We start from the raw sequence: 15,231 nt of genomic DNA on the forward strand, positions 1-15,231 counted from the left end.
TGGGTCAGACCTGCAGGCAGTGATATGTCCTGGGAGAGCGTGAACTTTTTTGATAATGATTTTTCAGATGACATTTTTATTCTATAACAAAAGCACGCATATATGAATTTTTTGTAAACATGGTCTGTGCAAGGCAACTTTCTTATATTTTTGGGGGTATATATAACAAATGCATATAAATATACATTTCAGGAGGAAAAAATATGCCGAAGCCTATTGATCCGAAAGAAAAATACGATTACCTTTTAAAATGGCTGGACAGTGATGTTACAAAGCTGATAGTCGAAGGCAGTATGCCCGGTGTCAGCAAGGCAGCAGAGGAACTGAAAAAAGCCCTTTTAGCTCAGACTGATGACAGGAATGAGCTTGCTCTTGATGTGGAGGAAAAACTCAATGCTTTCAAGGAGAGCATAGATGATACATCAAGGGTATATTCCGGGCGCAGCGGAATAGCGTCATATCTCAATTACGGATCGAGTCTTGCGGACTATGCACTGCTTTCCTATGACAGAGAGCTTGAATCCTTCAATATCATCGGCAATACACACCTTACGGAGAGCTTTGGTGCCGAAGGCATCTCAGCCCTGGATAAGAGCGGTAACCCGAAGACACTTCCGCAGATCAATGATGCCCTCTGCACCCTCGGCTATGACAAGCTGTGGAACAGCATGGCTAAAAGAGTTGAGCTTTCGGGCAGGACTAACTGCACCGTTATCAGGGACGAGGATGCACAGGCAGTCTCGGATGAGATCATCAGGACAAATACGGAACTGAAAGCCGCTGTCAGGAGCATTCAGGAAAATGCTCCGAAAAACAAGGAGCTTTATACCGACTATGACAAGACATTCGCCCCTGAAAATTATATTAAAATTGTCGAGGCGAAGAAGAATATCGACTGGCAGAGCGATGCTCTCGGCAGAGGCTGGGATCCTTCAAAGGCAGACGAGGTCGGCGTACACATCAAGATCCGTGAGGCTGTAAAGTACAACCCCAAAAACGATCTTATTGAGGACGAGTACAGGGATCTGAGAGGATTTAACAAACGCTGCAACCAGTATCTCGGTAAATCAGACCCCACAAAGCTGGAATTCCAAAGCCGTAAAGACTTCTGCCAAAAGTACACCGAAATGAACCTTATAGTTCGCTTTGCGATCATCACGGCAAAGAACTCCCCGTCGATCCAGGCTTCACTGGAGGATTATGTTTTCGATAATGTAAAGGACAGAAACAAAACCGCCCCGAAGATGACCGCAGCACAGAAAAAGAGTGTGGAAGACGAAATGCAGCGGATAGCTACGGGTAAAGAGGATATCGATTCAGCGAAGGAATACAGGGAAAATGAATCTACCAGGAGCTATAATCCGGAAAAGGAAAGATCCGACAATGATCAGGAAATAGAAGACCCTGAATATCTTGCCGATCGGATCAAAGCAAATTCGTCTTTTGATTCGACCAGTGAGGACAGCGAGGATGATCCTGAAGAAAGACTCAAGACCAATGACTCAAAAAACAGTATGTTCTTTGCTCTCTATAAACGCGATTCGAATACCAAGGACATTTTCAGCCTGGCACATTCCCGTTACAAGAATTATGCCTACTCTACCGTATTCCTGCACGGTGATGAAAAAGATGTAAAGGAAAACACGGATAATATTTTGTCGGCAGTTACAAAGGCGACTTCGGAATATGTGATGAGCGAGGCTGTTGAAAACTCTTCGACCAGTATATACAATACAACTGATAAGATCAAGATATTTGATAAATATAGTTTTGATTCAGATAATAAGTATATGAGGAAATTAAACAAGTCTGTCAAGCTTGTGAATATGATCGATGTAGTTGATGAAAACAAAGAGAACCGCCGTCTTTCGCTCAATATGACAAAGTCCGAGCTGGATACTATGTACATGAATGTGGTCAGATCGGCTGATGATCTGCAAAAGAACGAGCCTTCGCTTTATAATGAATTCAATAATACCGCAATAAACAGCTCCAGGAAATTCGATTATATCAAAAGGCTGAGGAACAATGCTACCGTCGGCAGCAGATCGCTTTTTATCTATTCGGCCGGAGAATACATTCAGGACAAGAATATGATGCTGTATCAGGCACTCGATGCGGGAACGGGCGAAAGAAATCATGAAAGAGAGGCTATTGAGCTCCGCAAGTGGAGCATTGATCAATTCAGAGATATGCTGGATTCATTCAGCGATTCAGATGACAATTTAGACAGCCTTCTGGAGGATAACGACAATAGAAAAACAAATGTTACCCGAGCCAAGGACGATAAGCGATCAGCTTCATACCGCGGCATGATCTCGGCGTTAAAGCTGCTTAAAAAGATGCGTAATCGTGAGCATTTCGGTGACTATACTCCCGAGGAGATAATGAAGGCATTTGAGAATGCGAAAAAAGCTACGAAGAAGTATATAGATACTCATTCGGGTATTTACAGACTTACAAGAGCAGGCTCCCCTGAAGGCAAAGAACGTGTTGAAAACGCAAGGGAGATCTATAATGACATTCTCAATTCAGAAAATATGCTCCACGCGAGGTATATGACATTATGCTTTATGCCAAAGGGCATTACAATAGAAGATGCGCTGGAACAGTGTGATGATATAATTGACGAGATTGACAGGGGCGTACCGTCAGACGGTCTTAACAAAATGGACGCTCTCGCAAAAGAGAAAGGAAAGATAGGCGTTGATCTTGACGGCAAAAACATAGCGGAAGTTAATATCAATGAGCTTATCGACAAGAACGTATCCGCGGAGGATGTTTACGGTATCGGCAGTCCGCAGGCTGCTGCCGCAGAGGATCTGTCGGAGATAGAGGACGATGAGAAGTCCGAACTTGAGGAAGATAACAATTCAGAAAGCAGTAATGACGAGCCGGAGGACAAAGAGGAAATTGATCCCGAACCGATCATAAATGAAAATACAGACCGCAAGGCGGAGCTTGACCACCGCTATATAGCAAACAGAAGGACGATAGAGAACTGTAGCGAAAACCTCAAATACCACGCAAGACCCGGTCACGAGGAGCAATATACAGTAGAGCTTGAAAAGCAGATAAGGAGCCGTGAAGAGCTGCTTGAAAGATACAGCTATCTTAACGACCCTGTGGGTGAAGAAGCAACAGAAAAGGTATCTCAGGATATAACAAACTACACAGCGGGGATCATAGCTGCCAAGCAGCTGATAGGGCTTATCAAAAACGGCAAGATGACATTCGATAAGCTCAAAGAAATGGATTTCAACGATCAGGTAGAGTCTGTCAAGGCAAATGAGGGCTTCAAGAGCATGGCACAGGGGAAGACTTCCTGGGCAAAGGCTCTGAGTCTCAAAGAAAAGGCACTGACAAACAACGGCGATCTGCTGTATGCAGGCTTTACAAATGCAAATGCCAGAGCGCTTGAAAAGAAAGATGATGACATCATCACCACTGAAAGAAAGTCCATAAGAAGCGAGAGAAACACAATGAATAAAAAGACGGAAAAAAACATCGGCAAATAAGTTTCTCTGCAAAAACGAGCATATAAAAAAAGTCTGTAAAAAGTCAGCTAACTGTGATAAAATAGAATTAATATCACAGGAGGCTGATTTTTTATGGCAAGAAGAAAAAGAGAACCGATGAGTGAGGGAAAGAAGAACATCATAGGAATGCTGCTTGAAGAATATGACATCAAGTCGGCCAAGGATATTGAGGATGCTCTCAAAGACCTTCTCGGAGGGACGATCCAGGAAATGCTTTAGTCCGAAATAATCAATTCCTAATGCACAAATTATCTCACTATATGAATCTTTGTGTTTGAATAAGGTAAATTACTATAACATTGCAATTCACATAAAACTATGGATTTAGCAAACCTTGGTCTTTGTTTGGCTTTTATTTTTGCATAAAACGACACAATACTGCACGATATTACGGCATAGCCCCTTGTGACAGAATCGCCGCAGGAGCGGGCAAAGAAACGCCGAAGATGCGTGGATTTTGGCAAGCGGCAGTGCTTCAAGTCCCGTTTGCCGACTTGTTGTGTTTTTAAGCCCGAAAGAAGCCGTTTTACGGGATTTATTCTCGCTTGTTGACAATCAGCAAAATATGTGATAAAGTATACCCAAAACGCAAGAGTAGTTTCCCATGCCGCACAGTTTATTGCGGAGCTTGCGAAAGGGGGACTATGATCGCTTGAAAGATCGAATTTGAAAGGGGAAAATGTCATGAATGTTATAGAGGCGATCCATTGCAGACATAGCTATCGTGGGAAATATAAAAATATTCCTGTGCCGAAGGACGATCTGATAAAGATCATGCAGGCGGGCCTTGATGCCCCATCAGGCTGTAATAAGCAGACAACATCACTGATTGCAGTCGATGATCCGCATATTCTGGCAAAACTTCGCCGTGTGATCGAACCTCCGATCGGGGATACTGCACCGGCAGCTATCTGCGTCCTCACGCAGAGGATAAATGCGTACCGTGATAAATGCTTTGCCGTACAGGACTATTCAGCAGCGATCCAGAATATGCTGCTTGCTATCGTTGAGCTGGGGTATCAAAGCTGCTGGTATGAAGGACACATTACCGATGATGACAAGATATGCGATAAGATAGCGCAGGTCTTAAATGTGCCCGACAACTATGAACTGGTTTGTTATCTGCCCGTTGGGATAGCTGAATGTGAGGCGGCGCAGCCTAAAAAGAAACCCTTTGGTGAAAGAGCATGGTTTAATTCTTTCCCGCAGGAGTAATATAATACCGACACAAGCTGTAACCCCACCCTTGCAGCTCAAAAAGAACAACACACACAAGGGAATGAGCCTGCCTTAAATTATGAGATAAGTCGGGATACGGAGAAATACAAAGGTGAGTTATAAATGTCAAATATGATATGCTTTAACTTTAGATCGGATAAGAATGCTTTGAAAGATGATCTGAGTATGTCAAACGGCGGTACTTCTGTTTTTATCAACGTTCTTTGCCTAAGCGGCGGCAGACTTGCCCAAACGCAGAGTCAGAAACGCTTTATGGTGTTCCTCGCTGAGAAAAATCAGAGTGTCTGCGGTATAGGCACTGTCGGTTTTGATATAGTCGATATGCCGTGGAACAGGGACAGCTTTGAGGAAGATAAAGAATTTATGCTGAGAGTGATCGAGGGCGCAAGGCGAAAGCTCGGCTGGGAAACCCTCGGTTATGAGCCAAATGAGGAGATCGTAGCTGAATATCTCGGCACCTTTCAAAAGCTGATAGAGCGTATGACCGCCAATGATATTATCGAAGGATCGCTGACCGAATGGCTGTCCGAAGCCGATGAGAACGATCCTGTGAAATGCGGATTTCCAAAATGTAAGAAGCATGATGCATATATTTGTGTTCATGGCTGTCAGGTTTGTACTGATTAGCAAAGCCTGATTTACCAGACTAAAACCCGCCCGAGAGTTCTATGCTCACGGGCTTTACTATTTGCTGCATTTAAAGTATAATTAAGGAATGCAATGTACAATAAAGTTACAGTTAAGGGAAACACCCAAAAAGGAGGACACCGATATGAAAAAGATACTTTCTTTAATAGCAGCGATAGTGCTTACGATCTCTATGGTGGCTTGCAGTGAGTCATCAAGCACAGCGGATACATCAGGCAATTCAAGCTCTTCGGCTTCGGACAGCAGCGAGCAGGGTAAGGACAAGAACGCACCGCCCGATAAGCCCGACGGCAGCAGACCTGATGCACCGCCTGACGGCAAGGGCGGCGATAAGCCGGACGGAAAGCCGGGCGGAACGCAAAGCGAGGTCGTTTACGATGCGGCGACCGAGATAACCAAGTCGCAGCGTGATGACAACAAGACCTACGAGAGCAGTGATGCAGATAAGATCGCTCTGATGATAAGCACCTCCGATGAGGTCACTATCACCGACCCCACCGTAAAGAAATCCGGCGACTCAGACGGCGGCGACAACTGCAATTTCTACGGACAGAATGCGGCTGTGCTTGTCAAGGGCGGCTCGACCACGACCATCTCGGGCGGAACGGTAACCTCTGACGCATCAGGCGCAAACGGAGTTTTCTGCTACGGCGGAAACGGCGGAAAGAACGGCTCAGACGGTGACGGAACTACGCTTGTTATCAAAAACACGACCATAACCACTACCGGCGACGGCTCGGGCGGAATAATGACCACAGGCGGCGGTATAACCAAAGCTGAAAACCTCACAGTTACCACAAGCGGCAGATCATCTGCGGCGATAAGGACGGACAGAGGCGGCGGAACGGTCACGGTCAGCGGCGGAACGTATACGTCAAACGGTCTCGGCTCACCTGCTATCTACTCGACCGCCGACATCACCTGCGAAAATGCCACGCTCGTTTCCAATCTCTCCGAGGGTGTGTGCATCGAGGGACTCAACAGCATTACCCTCAACAACTGTAATCTGACTGCCAACAACACCAAGCAAAACGGCAACGCAAAGTTCCTTGACACGATAATGATATACCAGTCGATGTCGGGCGATGCAGCAAGCGGAACATCTTCCTTTACTATGAAGGGCGGCTCGCTGACAAGCAAGAACGGTCACGTTTTCCACGTTACCAACACCAATGCGGTCATAAATCTAAATGGCGTGAACATCACAAATGAGGACAGCAACAAGGTGCTCATCTCCGTATGCGACGACGGCTGGAGCGGCGGCAACAACACCGCAACGCTAAACGCTCAGAATCAGAAGCTCGAGGGCGGTGTGCTCGTAGGCGACAACTCCACACTTACGCTCAACCTCACGCAAGGCTCGGAATTCAGCGGCTATGTCAGCGGAAAGATCACCAACGCAAGCGGCGATACCGTTTCGACTGAGGTCGGTAAGGTAAGCGTAAAGCTGGACAGCACGAGCAAGTGGACGCTCACCGCTGACAGCTATGTGACCAGCTTTGACGGCGACGCTTCAAACGTCATCTCAAACGGCTTCAAGCTGTATGTGAACGGCAAGGAGCTCACAGGAACAAAGTAAAAAAACAGCAGTCCCCTGCCGTCGGCATCGGCGCAGGATACAGCCTGGATTTGTAGCTTATAAAACAGCCTCCGCAGGTTTATTAACCACGGAGGCTGTTATTCATATTTGATTGTTTTCACACCATACAGTTCATAATGACCTTTATCATCATTTCTTTTTCGTCGGGGTTTGACTCCGCTATCATTATCGTCAGTGCGGCGAGCGCAGATATATACAGCATTGTTGAGACTGATACATATGCCCTGTCTGACGGCAGCGCGTTTGCGAAACAAAAATGCTACAATTTATCCGGTATCTGTCGCATATGCTACACATTCTTTCCCAAGTGTTGTTTATACTACGATTCTGACTGAAATTGTTTATTGAAATCTGCTGTGATATGCGATATTATGTGAACACAGCAAGTGGAACAAACCCAAACGAAAGGAGTGAAATACAAATGGTATTGTTGAGTATAGCAGCAGTTGCTGCCGTTGGCGGTATGGTATTCACATATCTGAGTGTAGCAGGAGTCATCTGATAAAAACGAGAAAAATCAAAACATCTGCAAGGAATTTGCAAGGAACGAAATGCAATAATAGAATTACAGTAAAGGGAACAAACAATAACCGAAAGGAGGAAAAAGAAAATGATCGTACTCGGCTGCGTATTCGGTGCAGGAGCACTTCTTACACTGACAATGCTTTTCAAATAATTCAGGCAAGGAACAAAAGATCTATATCAAAAGGGATGAAAAATGATGAAGCTGGCGATGGAAAACAATCTGTCTGAAACTGCGTTCATCGTTAAGGAGGAGCAGGGCTGCCGTCGTTTGTGACGATCCTTATCATCGCAAAATGCTATGAGCGATTCAAGTCCAGCAGGGCGGTCGGTGCAGGGTACAGCCTGGATTTGTAGCTTATAAAACAGCCTCCGCAGGTTTATTAACCACGGAGGCTGTTATTCATATTTGATTGTTTTCACACCATACAGTTCATAATGACCTTTATCATCATTTCCTTAGCCGACAGATATTATAACATCGAGCGAATAAAACTCAATTAGTCTGTCAGAATTTGGAATGTGCATTTTTTGCACATTGCTTTCCTTGTCGACCTCGTTTTCTGTGAAGACATTGTTTATGTGTCTGCCTATAACGCTGACATCTTTGCCGAACAGTTCAGCAAGCTGCGCACGGTTGAGCCACACAGTGTCGCCGTCAGTGTTGACATTCAGCTTGACTTCGTGGTCGGCGGTTTCATATAAGATAATTTCGTTGTTTTTCATAGTTATCACCACATCCATTCTACCACAACACAGTCTGAAAGTCAATTTGCAGCGCTTGTTTTGATTGACAAAGCGTTTTAAACAAAGTATAATTTGATTATTGATATCCCGTGTATGAAATGGGATAAATATCGGTAATGCATTTGTATTTCAGGAGGGGAACTATGAAACAGTACATAGTTGATGCTTTTACAAACAAGCCGTTCAGCGGCAATCCCGCAGCGGTGTGCGTAATGGATAAATGGCTGTCTGATGAGTCAATGATGAAGCTGGCGATGGAAAACAATCTGTCTGAAACTGCGTTCATCGTTAAGGAGGAGCAGGGCTTCCGCCTCAGGTGGTTCACGCCCGGTACAGAGGTCGAGCTTTGCGGCCACGCAACCTTGGCATCAGCTTTTGTGATGCTGAATTTCTATGAGCAGGGCAGCGATACCGTGCAGTTCAACACACTAAGCGGAGTGCTGACCGTACAGCGCAGGGGGAATTTGTATGAAATGGATTTCCCAACCTTTGAACTGAAAGAAATACCCGTGACCGATGATATGGAGCGTGCGTTCGGAGTCCGCCCTGTCAGAGCAGTTCTTGGTCTTGACCTGATATGTGTTTTTGAGGACGAAGAACAAGTGCGGACAATGTCCCCCGACCAGTCATTGCTTGTGAACATCCCCGGACGTATCCAGAATGCGACCGCAAAAGGAACAGATACCGACTGCGTGTCCAGAAGCTTTTGCCCCAAGCTGTCTATTTCGGAGGACCCCGTGTGCGGTTCAGCGCACGTTCAGATAGCGCAGTATTGGGCAGGGGAACTTAATAAAAATGACATTCACGCATACCAGGCATCAAAGCGAGGCGGGTATCTGACCTGCCGCCTGCCGGGCAGCGGCAGAATAGCTATAAGCGGCGAAGCAGCGCTTGTGACAGTATCTGATATCGTCGCACAGTTTTAATAACAACCACCGCCCGGGAGTTTAAAGCTCCCGGGCGGTTGTGTTGTTATCCTATACTGCCTTTCGTTTGAAACCTATCATTTCTGCAACTGCGCCCATCGCCTTCATGCGCTGTTCCTGAAAAACATGGGTGTAGATGTTCAGCGTGGTGCTTGTCTGGGAGTGACCAAGGCAGGCGGAGACCGTTCTCGGATCGACACCGCTTGCTATCAGCAGTGTTGCGTTCAGGTGCCTGAAACTGTGTATGTTGTGAAAAGGGAATCCGTACTTTGTGCAGAACCTTTGCAGATACTTGTACGGTGCAGTGCCGTCCATGGGCTTGCCGTTCCATTGTGTGAACAGGCGGTTGTGTTCCTCCCACTTTGAACCGATGCGCTGTGCCTCTCTCTGCTGATACTGCATCAGCTTTTTTACCGACTCGATAACCTCCATCGGCAGAATAAGGACACGGCGGCTGGACTCGGTTTTGGGCGTTCCCGTGTAGTTGCCGATTTCTTTGCTGAACAGGGAAGTGCGAACGATCTCAACACGCCCAGTGTCAAAGTCAAAGTCCTGCCATTCAAGCCCGAGCAGTTCGCCCCGGCGCATTCCGCTGTACATCGCAAGTGTGAAGAACACAGTGAATTTCAGATCCTCCTGTGGCTCTTGCTCGAACAGCTCCAGCATCTTCTGCGCCTGTTCAAGTGTGTAGCACTCGATCTCCTTTCGCTCCAGCCTTGGTATCACAACGTTTTTGCATGGGTTCATCATGATTATCTGATTGCGCTGGGCGTATGTCATTATCGTTGAGATCATCGACAGATAGTTCTTGACCGTCTTGGGTGAAAGTGCACCGCCCGTTGTCTTGTTCGCACCTTCCTTTGAAAGGGAAGTGATGAACTGCTGAATGTGCCGTGTGGTCATCTGCGAAACCTTGAGATGTCCTATCGCATCGTACACTCTGCCTATCATTCCTTTGTATCTCTCATATGTTCGTCGCTTGAGCCTTACCACAGCGTACTCCTCAAACCACTGCTCGGCGAAGTCTCTGAACTTTATTGCGGTCGATACTCTGCCGCATCTGACCTCCTGCTCGAACAGCACAGCCTGTTTGTCGAGTTCTCTTTTTATCTCACGGCTGTTGAGTTCCTCGGGCGGAGTCCAGGTCATCTGCTGGCGTACCTGTTTTCCGAGTGCATCATAGCCGCAGGACACGGTTATCAGATACGAGTTCCCCCGTTTGCGAATACTTGCCATCAGCATTCCTCCTTTTCTTTTTCTTATCAACCAAACATACCACAACTGATTTTGAATATCCAGCGGATGCAAAAACTTTTGCGTTCACAACACAGAAAGTTATCATTCGTAGCCAAGCTCTATCCCGAGGAATTTCAGCAGCACATCTCTGTTGATGAGATAGCGCTTGCCGGCAGTTATGCAGGGCAGCTTGCCCGACTTGCACAGCTTTCTTATCTGATACTCCGACAGACCGATGACGTATTCCGATGCCTCTTTTATCGTCAGCATCACAGGTCTGTCTGTGTTTGTCATTACAGTGTTTTTCATTTGCATCTTTCCTTTCATAATTCATTGTTGTTCGTTTTTTAAGGGGGCGGTGGTTTAGCGCCTCCTTTCTGCAGGGTATCATGTTTCGTGATACCCTGTTTCAAGGTGTGTCCGTTTTGTCCACTCCCTTGGACGAGGTGGTGGTTTGCCACCCCATGATGACGGGATGTTCTGTCACGTCACGGTGAGAGATGTAGTCCTGTTTTGGGGCTCCACTGATACCGAAAGCCCGTTTCGTTACCCCATATGCATTCCCAGCGACTCTTTCTTCTCCCATTCTTCCTTGAGCCGCTTGCGGTCAACTGCGGAGTAGTGCTTGTCCTCGTCCTCATCGCTGTCCTCTATCAGCGTAGCCAGTGCAGCAATATCGCCCACAGTATCAATTGCAGCGCTTGTGATGCTATCAGCACCTTGCACAGCCTTGAGCTTACTTTCTGCCGCCAGCTCTCTTGCTCTTTCAGCCGAGATGAGTATTCTGCGCTCATGCTCCCAACCTGTTTGAGCAGTTCGCTGCTCATCTCTTTCATCTCCTGATGTATCTGCTGACGATTCTGTTCGCTCTCCTGCTGGTACCTGCCCAGCAGTATCGACTGGTTCTGCTCGTACCTCGTCATCTGTTTGCCGGTCGGCAGCTCTTTTAACTCTTCTCTGACCTCGTCCTGCGACTGACAAATCGAACTCAATATCTTCAGCACCGCCGTCCAGTTCTGCTCCTGAACGACCACCATAGGCTGTGTCTCGGCTGCTTCGTTCAGGTTCGTCTTGTTCAGTTCCATTAAAGATTGCATATCGTATTTTGAATTCATATTCCATTACCTCCTTTGTAAATCTCCTGTCGTGCAGTTTATTGCACCTGCATTTCTTTCCTTTGGGCGTGGTGTAGGTGATGTATTTTCGCTGCTGCTCCCACCGCACATCGTAACCTTTGCGTTTCATCAAAGCTATGAACTGTTTCTTTGTCTTTGCTTGCTTCATACAGTCAGTGATAACATTCATCAAAGCGAACTTGAAGCTCTCGCCACGCACAGCACTGCGGTACTCCTTGTCTCCGAGAACATCATTCTGATTTTCCTTGCCGAACTTTGGCTTGTCCAGAACAGCCACACCGTACTGCCGGCATATCTCGTCCGACAGCTTCATCAGCTCGTGCAGGCTGTTGTTGTCCGAATGATACTTCCTGCCGTCCTCAAAGCTCACCGAGTTGAACACAATGTGTGAGTGAATATGCTCTCTGTCGATGTGAGTCGCCACCAGGCATTCGTAATCCTTGAGTGCTTTCCCGGTCAACTCCAAAGCTATCTTATGAGCAAGCTCTGGCTTGATTTCATAACCCTTGGGGAAACTCTGCACCAGATGATAGTACAGCCTGCCGCCTGTCTTTTTGTGCATCTGCTTGGTGAGCAGCATTTCTTCGTAGGTGCTCTCGGGTGAACAGTTGATGCCCGTGACGAACCGTCTGTCCTCCAGCTTGGTTTTCTTCTCTCTGCTGACATACCCGAGCAGCTTTTTTAAGCCGCCTGTTGTCTGATTTTTGCTGTTTGCAAAGTGGATTATCGGCATCATTTCACCTCCTTTAGCATCTCGCCCAGCCGACCGTAGATGTCCATAAGCAGACCTCTGCACTCTTTCAGCTCGGCAACTTTCACTCTGCCCTCGTTGCAAAGCCTGGTCAGCTGATTGAGATTGTTGCCCACAGCTTTGAGCTGTTTGCTCAACTCGTGGAAGCCGTCAAGCACAACGATCTTCTTGCCCAGCGCCGACCGCAGAACGAAATCGGACAGCTTCAGCCCTCGGCTTGCGGCTCGCTCTCTGATCTTTCTCCGCTCGTCCTCGGTACAGCGGACGGTGATAGTTACATCTCTTGTTCTCATTTTCATCACTCCTTTCTTTTCGCTATGAGGGGGTCCGGGGTCCGCCCCGAGCCAGTAATGCAGGTGAGCTGGGCGCTTTGCGGACTGCCGCCTGCGATGCTGGCATTGACAGAATACCTGCGGTTTTCGGACTGCCTTTTGACCACCTCAAAATGACTGCTTTACCTTTCTGTTATCATGGCAGAAAGAGATATTGTTGCTGCTGCTCTCCTGCTTTGTTCGTTGACTTTTACATTTGAATCACTCCTTTTTTCTTCTCACTTGTATCGGTAAGATATCAAGGATTTAACATCACATAAATAGTAAATTGTAATTGTTTTTGTAGGTTTGCACGGAAAACTGAAATTTCATTTAGTGAAAAGCACGATGAGATTTCAATATGTTCCTTTATATATAGGTCTCTAATATAAAGGGACAGAGAATGTGGTTTTGACCACCCAAAAATTATATTTGTAATTCTTTTTGTAGGCTTGTACAACAAACTGAACTATCATTTAGTGAAAAGCACGATGAGATTTCAACACACGTCTCTAATATAGAGGCAGTGGGCAAAGGGGTTTGAGTAGGTAAAATTGAAATTTGTAATACATTTTGTAGCCTTGCACAGAAAACCGAACTTTCATTTAGTTAAAAGCACGATGAGATTTCAATATGTTCCTTTATATATAGGTCTCTAATATAAAGAGACAGGGAGCATTGTTTTGAGACGGGTAAAACTAAAAGTTGTAATCATTTTTGTAGCCTTGCACAACAAACCGAACTTTGATTTGTCAAGATGCTATGAATTTTTGCCCTCTATATATAAAGGCTTTGAGATAGGCGTTTTGAGAGGGGTAAATTTGAAAACAGCAATTGTTTTTGTAGCCTTATACAAAGGCATATCCTTTTTTACGCATTACACGTATTACATCTGCCGCTAAGTCAATAACCAAAGGGCTTTGCTGACTTTTCCTTCGTATTACACACAGCATACACTCGCATTACAGCTTTCAGCCTAAAGCTACGCCGTTTGCAATGACTGTAAGGCGTGTAAGACGAAATTGAGAGTAGAGGTCGCTCTTTATCGGACTCTTCTGAAGCCCTATGTACTTCACCATTAGACATCATTCGTATGTGCGGATTCAATTTTCAAGCTGCTAAAAATATTCCCATATGTATAGGGTGAGATGTCGGTGGTTTGCAAACGATTTTTTTGCTCATTTTTCAAAAGTTCGTAGGCTTGCACAACGATTCGCACTTTGAGTTGTAGAAAAGCACAACAGCGTTAGTATAATCGCTGTGTGCGTCGATCACAAGGACCTTGCGCGGCGCACTGATGAAAAATGAAAAAGAGCACCCTTTCGGATGCTCCTATATATATTATGGGAAGTAAAATGCCAAGTGTATAGTTTTTGACCACATTTTAAAACTCCTCCGACCACATTTTTCTGCTTGATTTTGCAGGTCAGGGGGTATTTCATTTTTTCGCCGAACACAACGAACAAGCACAGTATTCAGCGCATTTGCAAGCTTTCAAAACGATTACCAAAACGAACACAGAACGAACATTGCCGAACAAGAACGAACAGAAAACGAACAGCGCAAACAGCATATCTACGGGGTTTGAATTACTTTGTTCGGTTGTTCGGCGAGGATTGTGATACACCCCTGCACTTGTGCTCACACTTGCGCCACGTTGCTCTGTGAGGCGTTTTCGGGAAGCAGCTCGGGTAACTTGTCGCCAAAAGCAATGCGGGCACAAATCGGCTCACGGTGCACTTCTTTTTTGCTTGATACTAAAGCAGATGATAAAAAAACACACCGACAAAAGCCGGTGTGATTTTTGCTGGAGTCATTCGGTTATTCCGCAGGCTTACTCAGCTCGATAGGCAGATAGTATGCCAGCTTACCCTTATAAACGAAAAGTATATCGTAGCTGCCTGCTTTTCTCTCCTCAATAGGTCCTACATAGAAATCAACTATCTCGTTGTCCCTTTCAGCATCAGGTCCCGAAGCGTTTACATAAGCACCCTCGGTCTCGGCGATCTGGGTCAGCTCATCTGCGCTTTTAAGGATATAGTCAGCCATTTCTCTGTGGGGCAAGCAGATTATCTTCAGATCCTCTGTGTTTCCCGTTATTCCCTCTGCGTGAAGCGTGATATGCTCGTTCAGCATAAAATCCGCTTTGAGTCCGCTTGTCTTGTAGCCGCCGCTTTTCTGTGCATCAAAGCCTGCTCCTTCTGTTTGGTTTCCTGCAACGATAAGCCCCTTGATCTCAAGGTCTGCCACCGCAGGCTCGTTGTTGTCATCGGTTATCCTTACAAGCTCGCCTTTGTTGAATTTGTACTTGCTCAGATCTTGACCGCTGCTGTCGCCCGAATTGCCCCCGTCCGACTTGCTGTCGGCACTGCTTGAAGCAGAGCTTTTGCTGCTTGTGCTCTTTGAGTCACTGCTGCTTGATGAGCTTCCGCAAGCGACCATTGAAACTGCCATAATGATACAAATACACGCTGATAGTATTTTCTTCATTGTTTACCCCTCCCTGATCTTCAGATCAAATCAAAAACCTGATTTTGATTAAGTGTTGCTCAGGTTGTAAACGAATATAGCATAAA

At 46.1% G+C, this 15,231-nt stretch carries 11 protein-coding genes and 1 pseudogene; 6 read left to right on the forward strand and 6 right to left on the reverse strand.

Going from position 1 to position 15,231, the window contains the following annotated elements:
* Positions 1–203 precede the first annotated feature (203 nt).
* The 5 genes and pseudogenes from T494_RS0104530 (at position 204) to T494_RS0104550 (ending at position 7,005) form a co-directional block, all read left to right on the forward strand.
* Positions 204–3,518, forward strand: coding sequence for a hypothetical protein (locus T494_RS0104530; RefSeq protein WP_028505277.1), 3,315 nt, complete (start codon positions 204–206; stop codon positions 3,516–3,518).
* 93 nt (positions 3,519–3,611) lie between these two features.
* Positions 3,612–3,755 (forward strand): annotated as a pseudogene (locus tag T494_RS14000) (IS256 family transposase); the annotation flags it as partial.
* Between the two features lie 468 nt (positions 3,756–4,223).
* Positions 4,224–4,754, forward strand: a complete 531-nt coding sequence (locus T494_RS0104540; RefSeq protein ID WP_028505278.1) for a nitroreductase family protein — start codon at positions 4,224–4,226, stop codon at positions 4,752–4,754.
* A gap of 126 nt (positions 4,755–4,880) precedes the next feature.
* Positions 4,881–5,405, forward strand: a complete 525-nt coding sequence (locus tag T494_RS0104545) for a hypothetical protein (RefSeq protein WP_028505279.1) — start codon at positions 4,881–4,883, stop codon at positions 5,403–5,405.
* A gap of 145 nt (positions 5,406–5,550) precedes the next feature.
* Positions 5,551–7,005, forward strand: coding sequence for a hypothetical protein (locus tag T494_RS0104550; protein WP_028505280.1), 1,455 nt, complete (start codon positions 5,551–5,553; stop codon positions 7,003–7,005).
* Between the two features lie 1,002 nt (positions 7,006–8,007).
* On the opposite strand, the gene T494_RS12270 is transcribed toward T494_RS0104550, so the two are convergent.
* Positions 8,008–8,274: a hypothetical protein gene (locus T494_RS12270; RefSeq protein ID WP_037343996.1), complete on the reverse strand. Its 267-nt coding sequence runs from the start codon at positions 8,272–8,274 to the stop codon at positions 8,008–8,010.
* A gap of 164 nt (positions 8,275–8,438) precedes the next feature.
* On the opposite strand from T494_RS12270, the gene T494_RS0104565 reads away from it, so the two are divergent.
* Entirely contained in the window at positions 8,439–9,221 is a 783-nt protein-coding gene (locus T494_RS0104565) for a PhzF family phenazine biosynthesis protein (protein WP_028505281.1), read from the forward strand.
* Positions 9,222–9,272: 51 nt separating this feature from the next.
* On the opposite strand, the gene T494_RS0104570 is transcribed toward T494_RS0104565, so the two are convergent.
* The 5 genes from T494_RS0104570 to T494_RS0104590 all read right to left on the reverse strand — a co-directional run bounded on the left by T494_RS0104570 (position 9,273) and on the right by T494_RS0104590 (position 15,145).
* Positions 9,273–10,457: a site-specific integrase gene (locus T494_RS0104570; RefSeq protein ID WP_028505282.1), complete on the reverse strand. Its 1,185-nt coding sequence runs from the start codon at positions 10,455–10,457 to the stop codon at positions 9,273–9,275.
* Between the two features lie 102 nt (positions 10,458–10,559).
* Positions 10,560–10,766: a helix-turn-helix domain-containing protein gene (locus tag T494_RS0104575; protein WP_028505283.1), complete on the reverse strand. Its 207-nt coding sequence runs from the start codon at positions 10,764–10,766 to the stop codon at positions 10,560–10,562.
* 237 nt (positions 10,767–11,003) lie between these two features.
* On the reverse strand, positions 11,004–12,329 hold the full coding sequence (locus tag T494_RS13360) for a relaxase/mobilization nuclease domain-containing protein (RefSeq protein WP_242836383.1): 1,326 nt from the start codon (positions 12,327–12,329) through the stop codon (positions 11,004–11,006).
* Entirely contained in the window at positions 12,326–12,637 is a 312-nt protein-coding gene (mobC, locus tag T494_RS12280) for a plasmid mobilization relaxosome protein MobC (protein ID WP_051540076.1), read from the reverse strand. The genes T494_RS13360 and mobC overlap by 4 nt, the downstream gene beginning before the upstream one ends.
* 1,839 nt (positions 12,638–14,476) lie before the next feature.
* Entirely contained in the window at positions 14,477–15,145 is a 669-nt protein-coding gene (locus T494_RS0104590; RefSeq protein WP_028505284.1) for a hypothetical protein, read from the reverse strand.
* Positions 15,146–15,231 lie beyond the last annotated feature (86 nt).

The sequence above is a fragment of the Ruminococcus sp. FC2018 genome (assembly GCF_000621805.1).
GTDB lineage: Bacteria > Bacillota > Clostridia > Oscillospirales > Ruminococcaceae > Hominimerdicola.

Excerpts from the sequence above, each read along its gene's own strand:
- T494_RS0104530 (WP_028505277.1), top strand. The coding sequence starts at position 204 with ATGCCGAAGCCTATTGATCCGAAAGAAAAATACGATTACCTTTTAAAA.
- T494_RS0104540 (WP_028505278.1), top strand. The coding sequence starts at position 4,224 with ATGAATGTTATAGAGGCGATCCATTGCAGACATAGCTATCGTGGGAAA.
- T494_RS0104545 (WP_028505279.1), top strand. The coding sequence starts at position 4,881 with ATGTCAAATATGATATGCTTTAACTTTAGATCGGATAAGAATGCTTTG.
- T494_RS0104550 (WP_028505280.1), top strand. The coding sequence starts at position 5,551 with ATGAAAAAGATACTTTCTTTAATAGCAGCGATAGTGCTTACGATCTCT.
- T494_RS12270 (WP_037343996.1), bottom strand. The coding sequence starts at position 8,274 with ATGAAAAACAACGAAATTATCTTATATGAAACCGCCGACCACGAAGTC.
- T494_RS0104565 (WP_028505281.1), top strand. The coding sequence starts at position 8,439 with ATGAAACAGTACATAGTTGATGCTTTTACAAACAAGCCGTTCAGCGGC.
- T494_RS0104570 (WP_028505282.1), bottom strand. The coding sequence starts at position 10,457 with ATGGCAAGTATTCGCAAACGGGGGAACTCGTATCTGATAACCGTGTCC.
- T494_RS0104575 (WP_028505283.1), bottom strand. The coding sequence starts at position 10,766 with ATGAAAAACACTGTAATGACAAACACAGACAGACCTGTGATGCTGACG.
- T494_RS13360 (WP_242836383.1), bottom strand. The coding sequence starts at position 12,329 with ATGATGCCGATAATCCACTTTGCAAACAGCAAAAATCAGACAACAGGC.
- mobC (WP_051540076.1), bottom strand. The coding sequence starts at position 12,637 with ATGAGAACAAGAGATGTAACTATCACCGTCCGCTGTACCGAGGACGAG.
- T494_RS0104590 (WP_028505284.1), bottom strand. The coding sequence starts at position 15,145 with ATGAAGAAAATACTATCAGCGTGTATTTGTATCATTATGGCAGTTTCA.